General features: G+C 45.1%; 19 protein-coding genes. 14 read left to right on the forward strand and 5 right to left on the reverse strand.

What is annotated here, in order from left to right; genetic code table 11:
- The first annotated feature begins 2 nt into the window (after window positions 1-2).
- Complete coding sequence (locus FQV30_RS05290; RefSeq protein WP_146499067.1) at window positions 3-839, forward strand: SDR family oxidoreductase; 837 nt, start codon at window positions 3-5, stop codon at window positions 837-839.
- A gap of 126 nt (window positions 840-965) precedes the next feature.
- On the opposite strand, the gene FQV30_RS05295 is transcribed toward FQV30_RS05290, so the two are convergent.
- A complete protein-coding gene (locus tag FQV30_RS05295) occupies window positions 966-3,692 on the reverse strand; it encodes a phosphoenolpyruvate synthase (RefSeq protein ID WP_255473317.1) in 2,727 nt (908 codons plus the stop codon).
- 144 nt (window positions 3,693-3,836) lie between these two features.
- Between FQV30_RS05295 and FQV30_RS05300 the strand changes: the two genes are divergently transcribed.
- A complete protein-coding gene (locus tag FQV30_RS05300; RefSeq protein WP_186725533.1) occupies window positions 3,837-4,331 on the forward strand; it encodes a cupin domain-containing protein in 495 nt (164 codons plus the stop codon).
- 39 nt (window positions 4,332-4,370) lie between these two features.
- Here the strand turns inward: FQV30_RS05300 and FQV30_RS05305 are convergent, their stop codons facing one another.
- From FQV30_RS05305 to FQV30_RS05315, 3 genes are all read right to left on the reverse strand, one after another.
- Window positions 4,371-5,552: an iron-containing alcohol dehydrogenase gene (locus tag FQV30_RS05305; RefSeq protein WP_146499069.1), complete on the reverse strand. Its 1,182-nt coding sequence runs from the start codon at window positions 5,550-5,552 to the stop codon at window positions 4,371-4,373.
- Between the two features lie 15 nt (window positions 5,553-5,567).
- On the reverse strand, window positions 5,568-6,416 hold the full coding sequence (gene ahlS, locus FQV30_RS05310) for an AhlS family quorum-quenching N-acyl homoserine lactonase (RefSeq protein ID WP_146499070.1): 849 nt from the start codon (window positions 6,414-6,416) through the stop codon (window positions 5,568-5,570).
- Window positions 6,417-6,520: 104 nt separating this feature from the next.
- The gene (locus FQV30_RS05315) at window positions 6,521-7,885 is read right to left on the reverse strand and encodes an aspartate kinase (RefSeq protein ID WP_146499585.1); all 1,365 of its coding nucleotides are present in this window, start codon (window positions 7,883-7,885) and stop codon (window positions 6,521-6,523) included.
- Window positions 7,886-8,007: 122 nt separating this feature from the next.
- Here FQV30_RS05315 and FQV30_RS05320 point away from each other — a divergent pair, with 122 nt between their 5' ends.
- The 3 genes from FQV30_RS05320 to thrB are packed head-to-tail and all read left to right on the forward strand — an operon-like array spanning window position 8,008 to window position 11,260.
- Complete coding sequence (locus FQV30_RS05320; protein WP_146499071.1) at window positions 8,008-9,300, forward strand: homoserine dehydrogenase; 1,293 nt, start codon at window positions 8,008-8,010, stop codon at window positions 9,298-9,300.
- Entirely contained in the window at window positions 9,297-10,358 is a 1,062-nt protein-coding gene (thrC, locus tag FQV30_RS05325; protein WP_146499072.1) for a threonine synthase, read from the forward strand. Before FQV30_RS05320 ends, thrC begins: the two co-directional genes overlap by 4 nt.
- Complete coding sequence (gene thrB / locus FQV30_RS05330; protein WP_146499073.1) at window positions 10,355-11,260, forward strand: homoserine kinase; 906 nt, start codon at window positions 10,355-10,357, stop codon at window positions 11,258-11,260. The genes thrC and thrB overlap by 4 nt, the downstream gene beginning before the upstream one ends.
- A 53-nt stretch (window positions 11,261-11,313) precedes the next feature.
- Here thrB and FQV30_RS05335 read toward each other — a convergent pair whose 3' ends face one another.
- Entirely contained in the window at window positions 11,314-12,738 is a 1,425-nt protein-coding gene (locus FQV30_RS05335) for an NAD-dependent succinate-semialdehyde dehydrogenase (RefSeq protein WP_146499074.1), read from the reverse strand.
- Between the two features lie 338 nt (window positions 12,739-13,076).
- Between FQV30_RS05335 and FQV30_RS05340 the strand changes: the two genes are divergently transcribed.
- From FQV30_RS05340 to FQV30_RS05380, 9 genes are all read left to right on the forward strand, one after another.
- Complete coding sequence (locus FQV30_RS05340) at window positions 13,077-14,273, forward strand: hypothetical protein (protein WP_146499075.1); 1,197 nt, start codon at window positions 13,077-13,079, stop codon at window positions 14,271-14,273.
- 66 nt (window positions 14,274-14,339) lie between these two features.
- Complete coding sequence (locus FQV30_RS05345) at window positions 14,340-15,488, forward strand: amidohydrolase (RefSeq protein ID WP_370512369.1); 1,149 nt, start codon at window positions 14,340-14,342, stop codon at window positions 15,486-15,488.
- Complete coding sequence (locus tag FQV30_RS05350) at window positions 15,478-16,782, forward strand: M20 family metallo-hydrolase (RefSeq protein ID WP_146499077.1); 1,305 nt, start codon at window positions 15,478-15,480, stop codon at window positions 16,780-16,782. The genes FQV30_RS05345 and FQV30_RS05350 overlap by 11 nt, the downstream gene beginning before the upstream one ends.
- Before the next feature lie 172 nt (window positions 16,783-16,954).
- On the forward strand, window positions 16,955-17,254 hold the full coding sequence (locus FQV30_RS05355) for a replication/maintenance protein RepL (protein WP_146499078.1): 300 nt from the start codon (window positions 16,955-16,957) through the stop codon (window positions 17,252-17,254).
- Between the two features lie 421 nt (window positions 17,255-17,675).
- Entirely contained in the window at window positions 17,676-18,359 is a 684-nt protein-coding gene (locus FQV30_RS05360) for a YveK family protein (RefSeq protein ID WP_146499079.1), read from the forward strand.
- 29 nt (window positions 18,360-18,388) lie between these two features.
- On the forward strand, window positions 18,389-19,225 hold the full coding sequence (locus FQV30_RS05365; protein ID WP_255473319.1) for a GNAT family N-acetyltransferase: 837 nt from the start codon (window positions 18,389-18,391) through the stop codon (window positions 19,223-19,225).
- A gap of 221 nt (window positions 19,226-19,446) precedes the next feature.
- On the forward strand, window positions 19,447-19,917 hold the full coding sequence (locus FQV30_RS05370; RefSeq protein ID WP_146499080.1) for a hypothetical protein: 471 nt from the start codon (window positions 19,447-19,449) through the stop codon (window positions 19,915-19,917).
- A gap of 38 nt (window positions 19,918-19,955) precedes the next feature.
- Window positions 19,956-20,276 (forward strand): MGMT family protein, encoded by a 321-nt coding sequence (locus tag FQV30_RS05375; protein WP_146499081.1) that lies wholly within the window; start codon window positions 19,956-19,958, stop codon window positions 20,274-20,276.
- Window positions 20,277-20,660: 384 nt separating this feature from the next.
- Entirely contained in the window at window positions 20,661-21,962 is a 1,302-nt protein-coding gene (locus tag FQV30_RS05380; RefSeq protein WP_146499586.1) for a glucose-6-phosphate isomerase, read from the forward strand.
- Window positions 21,963-21,966 lie beyond the last annotated feature (4 nt).

A 21,966-nucleotide genomic window follows, 5' to 3' on the forward strand; every position in this document is an offset into this window, starting at 1 on the left:
TTATGTTTTCTTCTCATGAAAATCTCGCCGGGCGAGTGGCTGTCATTACGGGCGGAAGCGGTGTTTTGTGCTCGGAAATGGCGAGGCAGCTTGCAGCTCAAGGCGTAAAAGTTGCAATATTAAACAGGACAGAAGAAAAAGGCCAGGTTGTAGCGGAAGAAATTCAAAAACAGGGCGGGGAAGCTTTAGCGGTCGCCGCTGATGTGTTGGACCGAACGTCTTTAGAACGCGCAAAAGCGCAAATACTGGATGCTTATGGCCGAATCGACATCTTGATCAATGGGGCAGGAGGAAATCATCCTGATGCCATTACGGATACCGAGATCCATGATGATGAAGCTGCCGGCAAATCATTTTTCGATTTGCAAGAAGATGGCTTTTCCAGAGTGTTTGCAAGCAATTTCACTGGATCATTCCTTGCAAGCCAAGTGTTTGGCAAAGAATTGCTGAAGCGGGAAGCTCCTGTGATTCTTAATATCTCTTCCATGAGCGCTTATTCGCCAATGACGAAAGTGCCGGCTTACAGTGCAGCCAAATCGGCCATCAATAATTTTACAATGTGGATGGCAGTTCATTTTGCTGAGCAAAACTTGCGTGTGAATGCAATTGCACCTGGATTTTTCTTGACTTCCCAAAACAAAGACTTGCTGACCAGACCGGACGGGTCATTGACGCCAAGATCTGAAAAAATCATGGCAAGCACACCTATGAAACGGTTTGGTGAACCAGTGGATTTAGTGGGCACTATGCTCTGGTTATTGGATGAAAACTATTCCCGATTTGTAACCGGTGTAACAGTGCCGGTTGACGGAGGATTTCTCGCCTATTCCGGGGTCTAGAAATACAGCATTATTGAACAAATGGCATAGAAAAAGGCTGCTGACCCTGAGAAGAATTGGGATCAGCAGCCTTTTTTGCATTGAAAAATGCGCTTCTGTTTCCTGAAGGGGAGCGGGCGGCGGAGGCTATTGGGGAGAGTCCGTATTAAGAATCTCCACAAAACCGTGAGTTCCATCCACGCGAATCCGGTCGCCGTCCTTTATGGACTGGGTCGCCCCATCAACGCCGACCACAGCCGGAATGCCATACTCCCGCGCTACAACAGAGCCGTGCGTCATCATGCCGCCAACTTCAGTGACCAATCCGACTGCTGATGTGAATAACGGGGTCCACCCGGGATCGGTGAAAGGGGCTACCAGGATTTCTCCGGGGTTAAGATTGGCGTCTTCCGGATGCAAAACAACTCTCGCTGGCCCTTCGACAAGGCCGGCGGAAACACCCGAGCCGATCAAAGCCCCTTTTTGCCCCTCCAACTGAGCCGGCCTGCCATTAAGCATTTCCCCATCGCTTGTCAAGATGCGGGGGGAGTGCAAGTTCTGGTCTAACTGATGCTTTTTTTCCCGAGCTTCGATTGTGCCTTTTTTCAGCATGGCTTTGCTGTTTTCAAGCAGTAAGATAAATTCTTCCAAACTCAAATAAAAAACATCCTCCGGCTTTTGAAGAACGCCTTTTTCTGCAAGAACACCGGCATCTGCCAGCATGGCGCGTTTGTACAGATACATGAGCCGGACAAGCGCAAATTTATGATGCTCGCGCATGCCCATCAAATTTCGATAAACCTTCAGCAGCCTCGCCATCCATCTTTTTTCTATAGAGCTGTATTTCGAAAGAATGTACCGGCCAGTTTCTTCTGCGGCCAGTTCTCCTTGATAAAACTTATTGCGGTGTTCACCGGGAGCGGTGGTATGGATATGGCTGATGATGAAAGGGACGAGCTGGGCGGGTTCTTCTGCCCATCGCGGTTTCGTGACATCAATCTCACCTGCACAGCGTGACCCGTATTTGGCTATAAAACGAGCCAGCTTGGATTGGAATTCATATCCGCCCGGAACATCTTTCAGCGACCTGTAAAAATTTCCTTTATCAATGTTTTCAAGGAAGTAAAGCAGTTCGGGGTGGGTTCTTGCTTCGTCGGCCAAGTCGCCAAGTTCAATCCCCATTTCAGTAGTTACATTGGCAGGCAGCGATTTATACAGTTCACTGAGAAGGGCTGCAGCTTCAACATCTCCGAATTTCTGTTTCAGTTTTTTTTCAAGTCTAGCAGACGCAAGCATTCCAGCGATAATATAGGGCACGATCTTAGTAAGGACATCCGGGAACATGTTGCGCATACTGCGCCGGATAAAACGGATGCGCTCGGTTCCTGACAGCATGGCCAACATGTTTTCGTGTTCTTTCACTTTTCGATTGATGAAGGCAGTAGCTTTCTTATCCGCTTTTGTTGGATCTGTGGCTGCGAGATTATTGGCCGCTTTAAAAATTACTGGAACAACATATGGGGCTGTTCTAAATACCGTTCGGACAATAGCTTTTTTTGGCACAGTTATCTGCTGGAATTCCATCCGGCTGGCAGTTTCAGCCAACGCGGATGCCATGGCCGTGTCCATGCCGCGCAGGAGCTTCAAAATTCGCCGGCGCATAGGGGGGAGGGATAAGGCTTTGCTGAAATCAGCAAAAGCTCTGCCTCCCGCTTCGCGTAATATCCGTTCAGCAGCGTTTGCGGGAGTAGGCACCAAGAAATCTGTTACATTGCTGAGCAGCGAAATCGCCAAAGGTTTCATTGGCGCCGTCATCATCTGGATATAGCCAAAATTGATGAAAACATGAAAATCCGAATCCGAGACTGCTGGCAAAGGAAACAACGACGTAATAGGGCGGCTCTGAAGAATGAAAAATTGATTGTTTGCAAAAGCCCATTCAATATCCTGTTCAGACCCATAGTGATTTTCGATTTGCTTGCCGATAGCAGCGAGTTCCAAAATTTGTCCATCAGTTAATGCTTGTGCTTCCTGTTGTTCAGAGTTGAGAGGCTGTGTGATTGTCCCGCCTCCCGGCAATGAGTAAATCGCCAATTCTTTTTTTGAAATCTGTTTGTTGGTGATCCGTCCGTTGTGTACCTGATAAAAATCAGCGGTGACAAGCCCTGAAACGAGCGCTTCACCAAGGCCGTAGCTCGCGTCAATGGAAAAGGTGTGGCGATGGCCAGTAACAGGATCTGCGGTAAACAGGATACCGGACACGTCAGGAAACACCATTTCCTGTACAACAACCGAAAGAAAGACGGTGCGGTGTCCAAATCCGTTTTTTGTCCGGTAAGAAACGGCTCGGTCGGTGAACAAGGAAGCCCAGCAATTTTGAACCGCTTTTAAAAGCGGTTCTTGCCCTATAACATTCAAGAATGTATCTTGCTGGCCGGCGAACGAAGCGGACGGCAAATCTTCCGCGGTCGCGCTGGAACGGACTGCATAATATTTATGCTCTCCGATTGAGCGCCAAGCAGCCAAAATGGCGTCTTCGATAAGATCGGGCATGGTTAACGAAGAAAGGTGTTCGCGGATTTGCCGGGCCACTTGACTGATTTGCTGCAGGTCGTCATATTGAAGCCGCTCAAGTTGATCGAAAAATCCTTCCATCTCATTGCTGGCCTGAAGGAAGCTGCGGTAAGCTGAGGTCGACACACAAAATCCCCTGGGCACCGGAAAACCTGCTTTTGCCATTTCTCCTAAATTCGCCCCTTTGCCCCCGACGGAAGACAGATGCCTTTTATCAATTTCATTGAAGTCCAGTACATATGGTTCCAAGCTCAGCACCTCCGTGTATGAATCATTCAAAAGGACTCTTCTACTTTTCATCCGGTAATACCTCTTTCTTAATGGAATTTCCAAGTCATTGAGATTTTGCAAAGCTTACAGGTTTGTAGGGATGCCGCTAAGATATTCTTGTTTTATCAGGCATAACCCGGGTAAACCTTCTATATGAAAAGGAGTGAGTTGAAAATGGAAAATGCCAAGTTTCATCATTTTGAAGACGACGGAAACATTCCAAACAACCCGACCCTTCCAGTGATTCTTTATCCGAAAGCTTTTGAAGGAAATCCTGAAGGAATCGAATCGGTATTCAATCAAAATAATTGGACAAACAGCTGGACTAACGGTGTTTTTGATTACCACCATTACCACAGCAATACGCATGAAGTGCTAGGGGTGAAATCGGGGACTGCCGAAATTCAATTAGGCGGGGAGTCTGGCCAGATTTTCCATCTTTCTGTAGGGGATGTTGTCGTGCTGCCCGCCGGCACTGGACATAAAAAGCTCTCAGGCAGCGATGATTTCCAAGTAGTCGGTGCATATCCAAACGGCGCTGAGCCGGATCTTAAGACAGGAGATCGGGAGGACCGTCCCGATGTATTGGAATCCATTTTAGATGCACCATTGCCTGGAAATGATCCGGTTTTCGGAAAAGAAGGCCCAGTTGTAAACAATTGGACGTAAAAAACCCCGGATTTCTTAGAAATCCGGGGTTTTTCCAGTTCAATCAGGTTCAGTAGGGACTCCGTCAAAAGCGGATTGATAAATTTTGCGGATATCGGCTTCAAGCAAAGGAAGAGGGCTTCTGGCCAGAATCCGTTTTTGTTTGACGCCATCAGCAGTCAAGCTGTCCAAAGCGGTTTCCGGGATTTTGAAACCCGCTAAAGTTGAAGGGATGCCAACATCTTGGACGATGCGTTTCAATTCATCGACGCATTTGTATGATGCTTCTGCATCAGAGAGAAAACTGGAATTGCCTCCCAAAGCATCCAGTATGTCCGCCATACGCGTTTCGCAGCTTCTGCGAATATAGCTCATAACATATGGCAAAAGAACGGCATTTGAATCGCCATGCGCTATATGAAATTGCCCGCCGAGCGGGTAGGCGAGCGCATGGACTCCCGCAACTCCAGCGTTGAAAAATGAAAGGCCGGCAAGAAAACTGCCATGGCTCATGTCGGTCCGGGCTTGCTTATCTTCGCCATTTTCAACCGCTTTTCGGAGCGACCGTGCAATCAAGCGGATTGCCTGCAGCGCCAATGCATCAGTAGCAGGGTTTGCATTGACGGAAATATATGCTTCAACTGCATGGGTCAAAGCATCAATGCCGGTGGCTGCCGTAACTTTAGGCGGCACCGAAACAGTCAACTCGGGATCTACGATGGCAACATCAGTCAACAAAAAATCATGCGTCACGACATCTTTTGTCGTTTCCAAAGAAAGCACTGCGATGTTGGTCACTTCTGAACCGGTGCCGGAAGTGGTTGGTATTAAAACTAGCGGCAACCCTTTTTTTTCGACGCTGCGGCTGCCAGTCAAATTCAAATAATCAGCGACTTTACCTTCATGCGTCGCCAATACGGCGGCAAGTTTCGCCAAATCGAGCGCACTGCCCCCGCCAACTCCGATGACCATATCAAATCCGTTATTGCGGGTGAACGTCACTAAATTTTCTCCTGTTTCAAGCGGCGGTTCGGGAACCACTTCGGTATAGACCGTCACTTCGTAGCCCCCGGTCTTTAAAGGGCCAGTCACCCGGTCGGTCAAACCGATCTTGGCAAGCATGGGATCTGTTACCACTAGAATTTTCTTTGGGGCGTATTTTCCAACTTCCGGCAAGAGCTGTTCAAGGGCTCCCCATCCCGTATAACTTAACGGGGCAAAAACCAGTTTAGAGAAACTCATCTATTCCTACCTCCGTTATTCGTAATAGCCTTCTGTCGATTTCCGGAACCCCTTGAACTGTTCGGCATCGTGGCCAAACCAGACATCCGAGTTTGTTTCATTGGCGATTCGGCGGATTTTCTCCACGGTGGAACTGTAACCGACAGAATCGTATAAAATTCCTGGCGGCCGGATTGGAGGACCATAGCTTTCAGCCGTATAAATGGCATCGGATGCCAGGATTATACCGCCAGTTTCAGGCATATTGATCTGAAGGCCGAGCATGCCCCAAGCATGGCCGCTTCCAAAATTCAACAGATGGATGCCTTCTGCCAGCTTCAGCCCGTCTTCAGTCCGTTTGACGGTTTTCCATTGGAGATTGTTTTTAATCCAGGCATCGATATCGCCCCATATGTAAGCGCCTTCCTTCTGGTTGCGGGCGTAAGTCTGCAGAGCTCCATTCAGTTCATCTTCATGAACAATGATTGTTGCGTTGGTGAAAAGTTCGAGACAACCTGCGTGGTCTAGGTGGAGGTGGGAAGCTACGACATATTTGATGTCTTCCGGCCGGACATTCAATTCTTCCAAACGGTGGTGCAAATAGCATTCTTCCGGCATGTCTATTGGAAACAGGGATTGAGTAGCCTTTCCCCAGCGGCCGTTGGGGCCCATTGCTTCTGGATTGCATGCTGTATCAAACAGTATTTTGCCTTCGGGATGATCGATCAGTACCGTATAGACTGGAAAAGTCACCATTTCGCTAGGCGGATTAGGGTTTTCGACGCTTGCCGGATTATGCATGGAAATCAAATAGTTCTTGTCCATGCTCAGTGTGCCATTGTCCATAACATACAATTTTGGATTCGCCTTCAGTATTCCTGTCATTCTTTCTCCTCCTTTCAGAATGATTTCATGATATCATAATTTTCTGATAACCAGAAAGGTTAAAAGGCAGAAAAAAACCGTTTGAGAAAAAACTCAAACGGCTATCAATGGATATAAGCGGGAGAGAAGAATTCCTTATATAATTCTTTAAGAATTTTCTCTTCATCGTGCTTTAAAACACCAAATACAAGGCTGACTTCGGACGATCCCTGATTGATCATTTCAATGTTGGCGCCAGTCCGGGCTATGGCATCAGTGGCACGGGCAGCAAGCCCGACTGTATGATTCATGCCTTCTCCGACAAGCACCACCATGGAGAATCCTCCGCGGATATGGACATCGTCTGCTTCCAATTCGGTTTTCACCCGGTTTATGATCCGTTCTTCTTTATCGGCAGCCAGCTGATGGTTGCGCAAAATGACTGAAAGATTGTCAATTCCTGAAGGGATGTGTTCGTAAGAGATTTCTTCGTCTTCAAGGATCTGCAGCAGCTTTCGCCCGAATCCGATTTCACGGTTCATCAAATATTTACTGACATAAAGAGTCGAAAATCCGTCGGCGGCCGATATGCCAGTAACAGGATTTTGGGAATGGCTTCTTTCGGCAACAATCATTGTGCCAGGAGCATCAGGATTGTTTGTGTTTTTGATGCATACCGGTATGGCTTCTTTGAAAGCCGGCATCAGTGCTTCGTCATGAAAAACAGAAAAACCGGCATAGGAAAGTTCCCTCATTTCCCGGTATGTCATTTGCTGGATCTCGATTGGATTTTCAACGATTTTCGGATTTGCCGCAAAGACGCAATCGACATCTGTAAAGTTTTCATATAATTCGGCTTTCACAGCTGCAGCTAGAATCGACCCAGTAATGTCGGAACCGCCGCGTTCGAATGTCCGCAAGGCTCCAGTTTCTGTGAAACCGAAAAATCCCGGGAAAACGCAGATGCTTTCTTTCTGTCGCAAAGAAGCCAGACGGCCGTAAGATTGAGGCAACACCCGTGCCCGTTCAGGAAAATCGGAAAGCAGAAGCCCGGCTTCCTGTGGATTTATGTACTCCGAGCCCATTCCCATATCATTAAGATAAGCTGCGAGCACTCTTGCTGAATTATCTTCTCCGCCCGCTTTCAAACGGTCGGAAAACAGCACAGGATTGGACGTGTCTGAAGAAAGGCGTTCGAGAAAATCTTGTTTGACCGTAGCCATGACGCCATCTTCAAGTCCCAATTCATCTGTAATCTGCTTGTATCTTTCCAGAACCTTGGCAAGCGGTCCGTCAATATCTGCGCCTGCAAGGGCAGCAGAAGAAAGAGTGATCAACAAATCAGTGACTTTTGTGTCGCCATCGTACCGTTTTCCCGGAGCGGATACGACAACAATTTTTCTGGATTTGTCTTTACGGATGATGTTTGCGACTTTTTCGAGCTGTTGAGCACTTGCAAGAGAAGTTCCGCCAAATTTGCACACTTTCATCATATCAAATCCCATCATGTAAATTCTTTAAGGGTTGTTTTAATTGGAAGACAATACTATAATGTCTCTATGCAACAAACAACTGTATTTACACAGTGTACAAAGTTTAGGAGGAGTCGTCAATGCACAATGAGATTTCAATCGGATTATTAGGTTTGGGAACGGTCGGCAGCGGAGTGGCTACAATTCTGCAACAGCATCAGGAAGATCTGCGCCATAAACTAGGGACCCAAGTCACCATCAAAAAAGTTCTAGTTAAGGATACCACGAAAGAGCGGGTTTCCCCCTTGGATTCAAGCATTTTCACCGATAATATTGAAGAAGTGCTAAATGATCCTTCTTTGGATATTATTGTGGAAGTGATGGGAGGCATGGATGGAGCAAAACAAGCGATTGAAAGTGCGTTGCGTGCAGGCAAGCAAGTAGTCACAGCTAATAAGGACGTCATGGCTGAACACGGCCACGAGTTGCTGAAATTAGCTGATGAACAAAAATGCGATTTGTTCTACGAAGCCAGTGTGGCAGGCGGCATACCGATCATCCGGACTTTAGAGGATGGCTTGGCATCAGATCGGATTGCCGGATTGATGGGCATCGTCAACGGCACCACAAATTTCATCTTAACAAAAATGAAACAGGAAAATATGAGCTATGAAGAAGCGCTGGCGAAAGCTACCGAACTTGGTTTTGCAGAAGCAGACCCTTCCTCCGACGTAGACGGATGGGACGCAGCCCGCAAAATGGTCATTTTATCTTCTCTTGCTTTTTCAACAGAAGTCGGTTTAGAAGATGTGCTGGTCCGGAGCATGAAGGAAATTCAGGCGGGCGACCTTCAAATCGCTGAAGGATTCGGCTATACGATCAAGATGGTCGGATCCTCGAAAAAAGACGAAGATGGCATTGAAGTGGCTGTCGAGCCGATTCTCCTGCCGAATTTGCACCCGCTCGCTTCTGTCAATAATGAGTTTAATGCTGTATACATATACGGTGAAGCGGTAGGGGAGACGATGCTATATGGACCAGGCGCCGGCTCGCTTCCTACAGCTACTTCTGTTGTTTCCGATATCATTGCGGCTTGCCGGAATCTTCTGCTTGAAGTGAATGGCAAACGATTGCATGCGGCCCAGCATGCCCTTATCATAAAAGAAGAGAAGTTCCGTTTCGCCAAATACTTGCATCGTTTGCTCGTCAACGATGAAGTCGGCGTGTTAACACAGCTGACGGCGATATACAGCAAGCACGGAGCAAGCCTTCAATCGGTCATGCAGCATCCTGTGGAAAAAGATGGTCAGGCAGAGATTGTGTTGCTGACTCACAAGATTTCGCGTGAGCAGCATCTAAACGTTATTAACGATATCAAAGGCTTGGCAAGCGTAATCAGCCATTACCGAATCGAAGGGGAGAGTTCTATATGAATTGGCCGGGATTGATTGAACAGTATAAAGAATGGCTTCCGGTAACGGAAAAAACGCCTGCATTGACTTTGCAGGAAGGCAATACGCCGCTGGTGCATCTGGAAAAACTATCCGAAAAATGGGGCATCAATCTCCATGTGAAGTTAGAGGGCGCCAATCCTACCGGATCTTTCAAGGATCGGGGCATGGTCATGGCGGTCGCAAAAGCGAAAGAAGAAGGGAAAACGATTCTGGTTTGTGCGTCAACTGGCAATACTTCCGCTTCCGCGGCAGCTTACGGGGCCAGAGCGGGGATGCGGACAATTGTCGTCATTCCGGAAGGGCGCATCGCCCTCGGGAAATTGGCACAGGCAAAAATGTACGGAGCGGAAATCTTAGCGATCAAAGGCAATTTTGACGAAGCATTGAAAATGGTCCGTGAAGTTGGACAAGAAGCAGGCATCGCCTTAGTCAATTCTGTTAATCCTTACCGTTTGGAAGGTCAGAAAACAATCGCCTTTGAAATCATTGACCAGCTCGGAAGCGTACCGGATGTTCTTGCGCTTCCGGTCGGCAACGCCGGCAATATATCTGCCAACTGGAAAGGCTTTACTGAATACGCCGATAAATACGGCGGGAAACGCCCATCATTGCTGGGTGTCCAAGCCGCTGGAGCAGCTCCGATCGTCAACAATGCGGTTGTGGAAAATCCGGAAACAGTGGCTACAGCCATACGGATCGGAAACCCAGCGAGCTGGCAGCTGGCGCTTGATGCATTGGATCAGTCGGACGGTTCGATTCTGGCTGTTACAGACGAAGAAATCTTGGAGGCCTATCAATTGCTTGCTTCTCACGAAGGGGTCTTCGCGGAGCCTGCATCATGCGCTTCGATTGCGGGGTTGAAAAAGCAAGTGGAAAGCGGCAAGGTGAAAAAAGGGGCTTCCGTAGTCGCCATACTTACAGGCAATGGTTTGAAAGACCCTGAAACCGCCATTTCGGTAAATGAACACAAAGCGCAGCTGGTCCCTGAAGACATGGAGCGTTTTTGGCAATCCTTAAAAGAAGGCGTCAAGCTATGAGCTGGAAAGAGTTTTCAGTAACGGTCCCAGCTTCGACCGCTAACCTCGGGCCAGGGTTTGACTCTATCGGCCTTGCGCTTGATTTGCATTTGACGGTTGATGTTTTGAATGCCGATGAATGGTCCATCGAATATAAGCAAAAAGACTATCAGACGCTATCCGGCATTTCGGATAATTTGATCCTGCAAGCTGCAAAAATGACAGCCCGGCAAGCCGGCCGTCAGCTGCCGGCTGCCAGACTTCTGGTCGATACAGACATTCCGCTCGGCCGGGGGCTTGGAAGCAGCGCGTCAGCTATTGCGGCTGGAATAGAAATAGCAGACCGCTTATTGGACCTTGGTATGCCGATGCAGGAAAAGGTGAAGATCGGCAGTAAAATGGAAGGGCATCCGGATAATATATCCGCATCTTTTCTTGGTGGCCTGACGATTTCTTATTTTGAAGGGGAAGAACTGGAAATAGTGCACATCCCGGAAACGGAAATCGGTGTGATTATCCTTGTGCCGCCAGAGCAGTTCCTGACGGCTGAGGCACGCAGCCTGCTCCCGCTTTCGCTGGAATATCCGGCGGCGGTTCGCGGCAGTGCAGCGAGCAATGTGCTATCAGCTGCACTTGCAAAAGGAGACTGGGAGAAGGCAGGCAAAATGATGCAAAGAGATGAGTTTCATGAGCCATACCGCAAAGGCAGGTTCATCGATTTTGACAAAATCCAAAACGCATGCCAGGCAAACGGGGCATATGGATCGGCCATCAGCGGAGCCGGCCCTTCGTTGTTCATTGCTGTTCCAAAAGGGCAGGAAAAAGAAATAGGGGATAAATTGAAAGAGGAATTTCCTAACTACGAATGCCTTGTAACCCAGCCGGCTTCTTCAGGTATACAAATCAGCGAAAAAGTTATGTAAAGCCATAGAAAAAGGTACAGGAATAGATTTCCTGTACCTTTTTTGTGCAGTTTTTATAATTTGATGGAAACATATTTGGTTTCCAGGAAAGCTTCCAATCCTTCCTGTCCGCCTTCGCGGCCGATGCCGCTTTCTTTCATCCCGCCAAAAGGAGCCTGTGCAGTGGAAGGGGCGCCGTCGTTCCAGCCGACAATGCCGTATTCCAGATTCTCGGCGATATAAGTTCCGCGGGACAGGCTGTCCGTAAAGAAATAAGCTGCGAGTCCAAAGCGCGTGTCATTCGCTAATCGTATCGCTTCTTCATCGGTATCAAATGCCATGATCGGTGCAACCGGCCCGAATGTCTCCTCATTCATGACGAGCATATCCTGAGTGGCGTTGACAAGTACAGTCGGATTGTAGAAAAAAGCGCCATTTTCAGCTTTGCCGTCTCCGCCCACTAGAACTTTTGCGCCTTTTTGGACCGCATCCTGAACATGGCGTTCCGATTTTTCATATCCATCCTGGTCAACAAGCGGACCAATCTGAACGCCTTCGTCCATGCCATTGCCGACTTTCAATTTGGCAGCCGCTTCTTGCAGCCGTTTCGAAAACTCTTCCACAATACTCTTTTGGACATAAATCCGGTTGCCGCAGACACAGGTTTGGCCGGCGTTCCGGAATTTCGACGCCATGACACCTTCAACCGCCAGATCCATGTTGGCGTCATCGCAAACAATGATTGGTGCATGGCCGCCAAGTTCCAAAGAGAGATTAAGCATGGAATCTGCACTTTGTTTCATCAGTTCTTTGCCGATTTCAGTAGAACCTGTAAAAGTCAGTTTGCGGACAGCGGGGTGGCTTGTGAAAACTTTGCCGATTTTGCTGGCACTGCCAGTCACAAGATTGATGACGCCTTTTGGAAAACCGGCTTCTTCTGCAAGTTCATACATGCGAACTGCAGTCAAAGGGGTCAGTTTTGCAGGTTTTGCAACAAATGTGCAGCCAGCAGCTAAAGCAGGCGCCATTTTTCTCGCCATCATGGCTGCAGGGAAGTTCCATGGTGTGATGGATACGACAACACCGACCGGCTGCTTCAAGACTTGAATCCGTTTACCTTCTTTTGTTGCTGGAACAAGACGCCCGTAAGAACGTTTTGCTTCTTCCGCAAACCAGGATATAAAAGAAGCGGAGTATTCGATTTCACCAATCGATTCGGCCAAAGGTTTCCCCATTTCCTTGGTCATGATTTCGGCCACTTCTTGTTTGTGCTCTATCAAAAGATCATGCCATTTCATCAAAAGGGACGCGCGTTCATAGACTGTAGTTTTCGACCAGGCGGTAAAAGCGGTTGAGGCTGCTTCAACGGCAGCGGTCGCTTCTTCCTCGCCGCCATTCGGAATCGTGCCGAATTTTTCCCCGGTTGCCGGATTCGTGACATCAATGACCCCGTTTCCTGAAGTTGACCATTCCCCGTTAATATAGTGTTTTCCTTCCACCTTGCAACTCCTCCTTCAAATAAATTATTATCCTAATTCACGTACCTCTAAGATAGAATCCGTAAACGCTGAAAGAGCCGAATAAAGAAAAGACGAATATTTTTAAAAATATTTCACGGTTTCAAAAAAAATCCTCATCTCATAAATATGCAATATATAGCGTTTGTTAACGGTTTCATAAGTTAGTATAGGATTCATAATATACCATGATTTCTAAATTGTCATTTTATTCTATTTATAAAGAAACTTAACTGTGATATTATTATTCAATCACTTTACCACAATAGAAAAAAGTGAAGAAAATAGAAAACAGTCATGGGAAAGAGGAGGAAGAAAAAATGGCTCCGATGCTAGCTTTTTCGATTTTGGTCTTAATTTTATTTATTGGGGAACTTGTCTCTGTCCGAACGCGGGCATGGATTCCATCCATGTTCATAAGTGCTATTTTGTTCTTGATAGGATATTGGACATTCTTTCCGGCAGACATCGTTTCATTGGCGGGAGTTCCGCCTGCGGTAGCAACGCTCCTAATTTATTTATTGATCACTAATATGGGTACGTTATTATCGCTTAACGAGCTAAAAGCTCAGTGGAGAACCATTCTAATTGCACTGGCAGGGATTGCTGGTATTGTAGCAGCATTATTCAGTATCGGTACACTGCTGTTCGACTTCCAAACGGTTGTAGTTGCGATTCCGCCATTGGTTGGCGGTGTAGTTTCGGCTTTGATCATGTCGGAAGGAGCGGAAGCTGCCGGATTGCCGACTTTGGCGGTCTTTGCAATTGTCATCTACGTTATGCAAGGTTTCGCCGGATATCCGCTGACTTCTATCATGCTGAAAAAAGAAGGCAAAAGCTTGCTGAAAAAATACCGCAACAATGAACTGACGGAGCGGAAGTTGGTTGAAGAACAGCCCGCAACCCCTGAGCAGGAAGTGCGGGAGCCGAAAATGTTCGCAAGGATGCCAGAAAAGTACAACACAGACTTTTTCAAATTTACCCGCTTAGCATTTGTCGGTTATTTAGCCTATCTAGTTTCTACGCTATTAGCGCCTGTGGTTGAAATCAGCCCGTTCGTCCTTTGTTTGTTCTTTGGGGTAATCGGGCGCAGCATCGGATTTTTGGAGCGTCATCCACTGCAAAAGGCGAATGCTTTTGGATTCGCGATTATGGGGTTATTGCTGTTCATCTTCGATGGTTTGAAAAATGCTACACCGAGCATGATGCTTGATATCGTCTATCCGCTTATTGCTTGTATCGTTATCGGCGTTGCAGGCATGTATGTTTTTTCCTTTATCATGGGGAAGATTCTGAAAGTAAGCAAAGAGATGGCATTTGCGGTATCTTTGACGGCCTTGTACGGTTTTCCGGCTGACTATATCATTACCGTAGAAGTCATTAATTCCTTAACAAAAGACGCAAGAGAGCGCGAAGTATTGATGAGCCATATGCTGCCTCCAATGCTAGTTGCCGGATTCATCACCGTTACTATCGTATCTGTCGTTCTTGCAGGTATCTTTGTCGGTTTCTTATAAAACGGGAGGGAATATAACTTGATAAATGAAACAATAAAAAAAGTGGTAAAAGAGAATAGCGAAGAAATGATCAGCATCCGCCAAAAACTCCACAGTGAGCCTGAATTATCATGGGAAGAATACAAAACTTCGCAGTATGTGTATGAGTATTTGCAGAAGCTCGGCATTGAATGCCGTAAAACAGAACCTACAGGTGTCATCGGGGAACTGGCAGGCGGGAAGCCTGGCAAAACTGTAGCGCTCCGTGCAGATATGGATGCTTTGTCAGTGGAAGAGTTGAATGAAGACTTGCCATACAAATCCGGAGAAAAAGGAAAAATGCATGCGTGCGGGCATGATGCACATACAGCCATGCTTCTGGCTGCTGCCAAAGCTTTGGCGGAAGTGAAAGAAGATCTGCCAGGTACTGTACGTTTCATATTCCAGCCGGCGGAAGAAGTCGCAACAGGAGCCAAAGCGATGGTGGAGCAGGGAGCTGTAGAAGGCGCCGATAATGTTTTCGGCATCCATATTTGGTCCCAATCACCAACCCATAGCGTATCTTGCTCACCTGGTCCGTCTTTTGCATCAGCTGATATTTTCAAAGTGAACTTTAAAGGCAGAGGCGGGCACGGAGCGATGCCCCAAGCGTGCATTGATGCAGCAGTCATCGCTTCATCGTTCGTCATGAATATACAGTCTGTAGTTTCCCGGACAATCGACCCGGCACAACCGGCAGTAATAACAGTTGGAAAGATGGTTGTCGGCACACGTTTTAATGTGATTGCTGAAAATGCGGAAATTGAAGGCACTGTGCGATGTTTCGATCCAGAGGTCCGCGACCATATTGAAAAACAGCTGCAAATTTATGCTGACCATACAGCTTCAGTTTACGGGGGAACGGCCGAATTGGAATATATGCGAGGGACGCAGGCAGTCATCAATGGAACCGAAAGCGCTGAACTTGTACAGCAAGTCGCAGTTGAAGCATTTGGCGAAGACCGTTTGTATGATGAAAAGCCAACAATGGGCGGGGAAGATTTTTCCTTTTACTTGGATGAAGTGCCGGGCAGTTTTGCTCTTGTAGGCAGCGGCAATCCGGAAAAAGATACGGAATGGGCGCACCACCATGGCAAATTCAACGTTGACGAGGAAGCACTGGAAACCGGTGCTGAACTTTATGCCCAGTATGCTTGGGCTTACTTGACCAAACAGGAGGGACATGATGGCTTCTAACGAAACAAATCCGGTATATGAAGATTTGATGAAAGAATACAACAGCGGGTTGAGCCATTCAGGAGTCAACGGAGAACGCTTAGCAAAACGCCTTTACGAATTGTCGTTTATCGGCTATACACAAGTGGGCGGAGTAAGGCGGCCCGGTTTATCAGATGAAGAAAAAATGGCGAAAGAACTTGTGAAGACATGGATGGCTGAAGCAGGTTTATCGGTCACGGAAGATGGAGCGGGAAATGTCAAAGGAAGGCTTGCCGGAAAAAGTGGCAGCAAAAAGGCGATCGCTTCTGGTTCGCATGTAGACAGCGTCCCTAACGGCGGAAATTTTGACGGGCCGCTCGGTGTGCTTTCGGCGTTGGAAGTGGCCGAGGCATGGAAAGAGACAGGGTATGTGCCGCCAAAACCGTACGAAGTCATTGTTTTTACTGATGAAGAAGGCTCCCGGTTCAATAGCGGATTGAGTGGAAGCCGTGCAATGACTGGTGCGGTCAGCGAAGAAGAAATGGCCCAGTTGCGTGATTACAATGGAGACACATTGGAACAGGTGCTTTTGCATTACGGCAGTTCTCTGCAAGCGTTTAAAGACGCGAAGCGAGATATCAACGAGCTGGAGCTGTTTGTGGAAGTCCATATAGAACAAGGCAAGAAGTTGGAAAAAGCAGATCAGCCTGTTGGAATTGTCAGTGGGATTGCAGGGCCGGCTTGGCTGGAAGCGGAATTTATTGGAGAAGCCGGGCATGCCGGGAATACTCCGATGATCGGCAGGAGAGACCCTCTAGTAGCGGCGGCAGATTTCATATCAAAAATTCCGGATTTCCCTAAACAAGTAAGCGAAACGGCAGTAGCTACTGTCGGTAAACTTGAAGTGTCACCGAATGGCATCAATGTCATTCCTGAAAAAGTGACACTGCATGTAGATATCCGCGATATATATGAGGAGCCCAGGGACCAATTGCTGGAAATGATTGAAAAGGAAGCACAGGCGACAGCTGCTAAGCATGAAGTCCAATTGAACATCAAGCAAAATACGAAAATCCAACCGGTCCCTATCGACAAAGAGCTGCAAGCAGGACTTGCTGATTCTTTGAAGAAATTTGATATTGTGCCGACTTATATCCCGAGCGGAGCCGGACATGATGCCATGATTCTGGGCCGGCACATACCAGTGGCTATGCTCTTTGTAAGAAGCAAAGACGGCATCAGCCATAATCCGAAAGAATGGTCATCTTTGAATGATTGTGTAGCTGGGGTTCACGTGTTAAAAGACTTCATCGAAAAAGCAATGGAACAATAAAGTTTAGCCGTCCCTTGAAAGGGGCGGTTTTTTAGTGTCTAAAATAAAAAGCAGTAATGAAAGATTATTAGAAATATTAGATTAGTTTCACTTTTTACGTATATTCATAGTATCTGTGGGTATATATGTAAATAAGAATTTCTTTTAAAGTAAAAAAATAGGAGGTATTTGAATGATATCAACTAAGCGGCAGAACGATTACAGCTATTTGCCTTTTTCAGAGACGAAAACCATAGATATATGTAGAGAGTGCTTTTCTGCAGAATCGGAACGAATAGCAGATTTAGGTGAAAAGTTTATGCGATATTTCATGAAAAATGCCACAAGAGAAGGCGTGTTGTTCAAAACCATTAAAGAAATAACAAGTGATCTTAACATGCCTCACCAGACCTTATCAAAAATTTTAAAAACATTGGAAGACCATAAAATTATCTATCGGCGAAACGGCATTATAGGATTATGGAAAGAATAAAAAAGACCCCTTTCTCATTTGAGAAAGGGGTCTTTTTTTGTTAACTATTGAAAAATAAAAATGAAAGAATTCCATTATGAATACAGAATATTTAGAAAATAGTAAAAAAGTATTAATTATAAAGAATTAAATAGCTTTTTCTGTGAAATGGCTACAGAAAAACCAAGCAGATAGCCAACTGCGATTACAGCGAAAAAAAATAATAAAAAGAAAAAAATAGTTATAAGTACTTACCTTAGCTATATGACTTGAAAAAGAAAGTATATTAGCAGACTATATGCTTATTAAAAATGAAAAAACATTAGTTTTTTTTGGGAAAAGAGTAGAACGAACTAAAAATATATGATATAAAGGAACTACAATTATCTGAATTTTTAGAAATGATAACAAACTGAAAGCTTTTCAGAAGGAGGCATCCCAGATGAATGAAGAAGTAGGCATTTTGAATATCTTGAAAAACTTGAAAAAGAGATTGGATTTGATTCTTTCCGTTACTGTTCTTTCAATAATGACGGTTTGGCTTCTCCTAGTTTTTGTCATAACGCCTGATTTTCAAGCTACTACTCAAATTTTGATGGAAGATCCGGCCGCAGAACTAGCAGAAAGAGATGTGATAATTGATCAGGCAAATCCCCAAATCATAAACGCTTATGGAGACCTTTTAAAAAGCGAAGAAGTTCTTTTGCCAACCATCGAAAAGTTGGGTCTCGGTTATACCATGCATGAGCTGAAGGATCTGATTACTATTACGCAAGCATCAGATTCACAGGTATTGAATATTATAGTTAGCAGTAGTGATGGCAAAGAAGCGGTGGAAATCGCCAATTCATTGACCAGCATATTACAGGAAAAGTTAATAGAATGGTTGGGAGTAAACAATTTAATGATTATTGCTAAAGCATCCGAGGAAACTGTTGATTCCTCACTGGACGAAAATCTGATTTTTGGCCTTGGATTAGCAGGGGCCTTCGGACTTATCGTCGGAATATTGATTGCCTTCATCATCGAGATGTTGAATACGACATTGAAAAACAATAAGTATGGGCTAAAAAGAAAAAGAAAAAAGAAAGGCGAAGAAGCAAATTTGCAAACCGTCTTTAAATGATAACGCAGCTGAAATCAGGGGTGAAGAGTATGTACGAGCTAGTGTCCGTACGTGAGCACGTACGGTGGCAAAAAATATTGGATTTGTTCAATTTTTCCGACATTTATTATACAGCCCAGTATTTTTTGAGTGCCATCAAACTGGATCCTGGTGAACCTCTGCTTTTTTATTATGAAGATAAGGATGGGAAAGTTGCTTATCCGTTTATCAAAAGATCAATAGATGAAGAAGATACTACTTACTTTGATATCACTACTCCATATGGTTATGGCGGACCTTTGCTGGATGTTAAAGGAGAAGCTGTCAACCTAATAGGAAATTTCAGAAAGGCTTTCACAAAATTTTGTTTGGAGGAAAAAATTATTGCAGAACTTATCCGATTTCATCCTCTGAACAATAATGCTTCCTTTTTTAAAGACTATTTAACTTTATATCCTATATACACTACATATACCATGAATCTAAAAAAGACCGACAAAAAGGTTGTAAACAAAAACGATTCTTCTAATGCTTTAAACAGCAGCCCGATAGTCATAAAAAAACTTGGAACCGTCAGGCACATGTTTGACTTTCTTGTCCTGTATTATTCAACAGCAAGAAAAAGGGAAGAAGCTGACAGCTATTATTTTTTTACCAATGATTATTTTGAAGCGCTTGTGAGTTCAATAGGACCTAATTTACACTTGTTCGGAGCTTATCATAATGAAAAGCTGGTTTCTGCATGTTATGTACTAGCTTTGGGCGATACGATATATCAGCATTGTGAAGGCGATAATGCTAACCAAGAAGCTGAAGGAGCATGGAAGCTCCTGCTCTCAACAATTGCAGAATGGGGGGGGATAATTGCTTCTCTTCCTTTCACTTAGGCAGCGATTTTCAAGAAGACGATGAATTCAAAAAGCAAATCAAACGAGAATTAAGCAATATGGAACCAAGCCTATTCTATATCGGGCAATGCATCCATAACATCCCAGTTTACAACAGGCTGTCTTCTTCAAAAGAAACAGATTTGGCCAAGCGATATAAATATGGATGAATTCAGAAAATTCAATAGAAAATTCTAATATAATGCCTGGGAGGTACATATATGAGATACTTGCAATATAAAGGATTACTAGAGAGGGAAAATAAAAAATCGTTAAGGAAAATCATGTATGAAACTTGTGTAATCGAGGGATTGGATGCTTCTTCAGGAGCCAAAAAATTAGGGATTGCCAAAGAAATTTTTGTTTATTGGCGTAAACATTACCGGTTCGAAAGAAGACAGATGTTATTTGATCGAACAGTTGAAAATATAGGGAATTACAAGTCTCTTTATGCCGAGGAAGCAAAAAAAAATGAGTCGGACCGACATCCTCGTCAAGGCGAAAAAACGCTTCAAGGTTTAGAAGAAGCGATTGACCAGGCAGTCGATTATTATAAATATCTTCATTATAAAAGTGAAGGGTTGGCACTTGAAACAGCCAAATTGCCATTATACGAATTCAGTAAGAATGTTGTAATCAACTATCGTGATGGCGCATTGATAGATGAATTGAAACCATCAGCTGAGTCTTAAGGATTTAAAGCATTTTAAAAAGTAAGGATTGGAATAATATGCAGCCGTTTACAGAAAAAGCGATACAAATTATACAAAATGTGCCAGTTGGAAAAGTCATGACTTACGGCCAAGTTGCAAAATATGCAGGAAGCCCACGAGGGGCTAGGCAAATTGCGAGGCTATTGCACAGTATGAGTGAGAAACATGGACTTCCTTGGCACCGGATAGTCAATGCACAAGGAACAATAGTGCTCGCTGATGAAGAGGCCCGCTATGCCCAGCGTGCCCTTCTTGAAGAAGAAGGGGTAAAGGTCAATCTGCATGGCCAAGTTGATTTAGGGGTTTATAGGCACGAACCAGCTGGAAACATTTTATAGCAAAATGTTAATATGAATTTTTTCGCCAATTGAATCGTAAATTTACAAAGTCCACAGATTTATGGGCTTTTTTTTATTAATGAACTTTCAAGCTGGGGATGAAGTACTATGGCTTTTTAGAAGGGGGTTGAGAAATAAGATTATTGGCATTTTTAGAGTTGATTATTTATTTTTGCGTCAAAAGCGGGGTGGCCAAAGTTGTGCTAGCTTCTCTTGCCGGTTTAGGTTTTGGAAACTTGCTGCTGGTTTAAGGGCTTACCCTTAGCAGTTGCATATCTCATTGCGGGAATCGGTTTTTATTTTTTATAAGTGGAGTAAATAACTTTCATTGCTTATGGCAACTCATGGTAAAATAAAGTGACTAAAAAAAAGGCGGTGGTCCACATAAAAACGGTAGATTTGAATGATAAGTACGTAAAAGGATTTGTGGAAAAAGAAGAGCTGACAGCATTGCAAGCGTTTGTCGAAGTTGCGCATGAAAGAATGCATAACAAAACAGCTTTAGGGTCGGATTATCTTGGATGGTTGGATTGGCCATCTCAAATGGATGAAGCGGAGCTAACGAGAATTGAAGAGGCAGCTCAAAAAATACGGGAAAAGGCAGATGTTTTAGTAGTGATCGGCATCGGCGGTTCGTATTTAGGGACAAAAGCTGTCAACGAATTGCTTAGTTCCTCGTTCGGTTTTGGCGAAACTGAAATTATTTATGCCGGACAGAACATAAGCGGAAAGTATATGGAAGACCTTTTAACTTATATTAAGGGCAAAAACGTTGCTTTGAATGTTATTTCCAAGTCCGGCACGACTACGGAGCCGGCAATTGCTTTTAGAATGCTGCGCACGTGGATGTATGAAACATATGGCGAAGAGGCAAAAGAGCGAATCTTTGCCACAACGGATAAGACAGGCGGGGCGCTTCGCAAAAACGTTGATGCTAACGGTTATACCTCTTTTGTCATACCTGGCGATGTCGGCGGAAGGTATTCTGTGTTAACTGCAGTAGGCTTGTTGCCATTAGCGGTGGCAGGAGTTGATATCAGAGCGCTGCTGAAAGGCGCGGAACAAGCGGAGCAAGAGATGCAGACAGTTGAGTTGTCTTCAAATGCGGCATATACATATGCTGCTTACCGTCAAATTTTAAACAGCCGCGGATTCTCTGTCGAAGTTCTTGCGAGCTTTGAGCCTTCAATGAGCGCTTTCCATGAATGGTGGAAGCAATTGTTCGGCGAAAGCGAAGGCAAGCAAGGCAAAGGGGTTTTCCCTGCATCGGTAGTTTACTCGACCGATTTGCATTCAATGGGGCAATACATGCAAAATGGACGTCGGATGTTATTTGAAACGATGATCCGTTTTACGGAAGACCAACAACAGACCCAAATTCCTTTCGATGAGAATGATGAAGACGGTTTAAATTATCTAACTGATAAAACATTGCATGAAGTTAATATGCAAGCGTTAGAAGCAACAGCGTTAGCTCATGTTGAAGGCGGCGTTCCAGTTATCACTTTGGACGTAGGGAAAATTGATGCCCATCATGTAGGCTACTTGATTTATTTCTTCATGAAATCATGTGCAATGAGCGCATATTTGTCTGGCGTAAATCCATTTGACCAGCCAGGAGTAGAACTGTACAAACAAAACATGTTCGAACTGCTTGGGAAACCGGGATACGAGAAGAAAGACTAAAAAA

This window comes from Planomicrobium sp. CPCC 101110 (assembly GCF_007859395.1).
In the GTDB taxonomy this organism is placed as follows: Bacteria; Bacillota; Bacilli; order Bacillales_A; family Planococcaceae; genus Planococcus.

What these genes read in the sequence shown, in the direction of transcription:
- FQV30_RS05290 (WP_146499067.1), top strand. Translation starts at nt 3, where the DNA reads ATGTTTTCTTCTCATGAAAATCTCGCCGGGCGAGTGGCTGTCATTACG.
- FQV30_RS05295 (WP_255473317.1), bottom strand. Translation starts at nt 3,692, where the DNA reads ATGAAAAGTAGAAGAGTCCTTTTGAATGATTCATACACGGAGGTGCTG.
- FQV30_RS05300 (WP_186725533.1), top strand. Translation starts at nt 3,837, where the DNA reads ATGGAAAATGCCAAGTTTCATCATTTTGAAGACGACGGAAACATTCCA.
- FQV30_RS05305 (WP_146499069.1), bottom strand. Translation starts at nt 5,552, where the DNA reads ATGAGTTTCTCTAAACTGGTTTTTGCCCCGTTAAGTTATACGGGATGG.
- ahlS (WP_146499070.1), bottom strand. Translation starts at nt 6,416, where the DNA reads ATGACAGGAATACTGAAGGCGAATCCAAAATTGTATGTTATGGACAAT.
- FQV30_RS05315 (WP_146499585.1), bottom strand. Translation starts at nt 7,885, where the DNA reads ATGAAAGTGTGCAAATTTGGCGGAACTTCTCTTGCAAGTGCTCAACAG.
- FQV30_RS05320 (WP_146499071.1), top strand. Translation starts at nt 8,008, where the DNA reads ATGCACAATGAGATTTCAATCGGATTATTAGGTTTGGGAACGGTCGGC.
- thrC (WP_146499072.1), top strand. Translation starts at nt 9,297, where the DNA reads ATGAATTGGCCGGGATTGATTGAACAGTATAAAGAATGGCTTCCGGTA.
- thrB (WP_146499073.1), top strand. Translation starts at nt 10,355, where the DNA reads ATGAGCTGGAAAGAGTTTTCAGTAACGGTCCCAGCTTCGACCGCTAAC.
- FQV30_RS05340 (WP_146499075.1), top strand. Translation starts at nt 13,077, where the DNA reads ATGGCTCCGATGCTAGCTTTTTCGATTTTGGTCTTAATTTTATTTATT.
- FQV30_RS05345 (WP_370512369.1), top strand. Translation starts at nt 14,340, where the DNA reads ATGATCAGCATCCGCCAAAAACTCCACAGTGAGCCTGAATTATCATGG.
- FQV30_RS05350 (WP_146499077.1), top strand. Translation starts at nt 15,478, where the DNA reads ATGGCTTCTAACGAAACAAATCCGGTATATGAAGATTTGATGAAAGAA.
- FQV30_RS05355 (WP_146499078.1), top strand. Translation starts at nt 16,955, where the DNA reads ATGATATCAACTAAGCGGCAGAACGATTACAGCTATTTGCCTTTTTCA.
- FQV30_RS05360 (WP_146499079.1), top strand. Translation starts at nt 17,676, where the DNA reads ATGAATGAAGAAGTAGGCATTTTGAATATCTTGAAAAACTTGAAAAAG.
- FQV30_RS05365 (WP_255473319.1), top strand. Translation starts at nt 18,389, where the DNA reads ATGTACGAGCTAGTGTCCGTACGTGAGCACGTACGGTGGCAAAAAATA.
- FQV30_RS05370 (WP_146499080.1), top strand. Translation starts at nt 19,447, where the DNA reads ATGAGATACTTGCAATATAAAGGATTACTAGAGAGGGAAAATAAAAAA.
- FQV30_RS05375 (WP_146499081.1), top strand. Translation starts at nt 19,956, where the DNA reads ATGCAGCCGTTTACAGAAAAAGCGATACAAATTATACAAAATGTGCCA.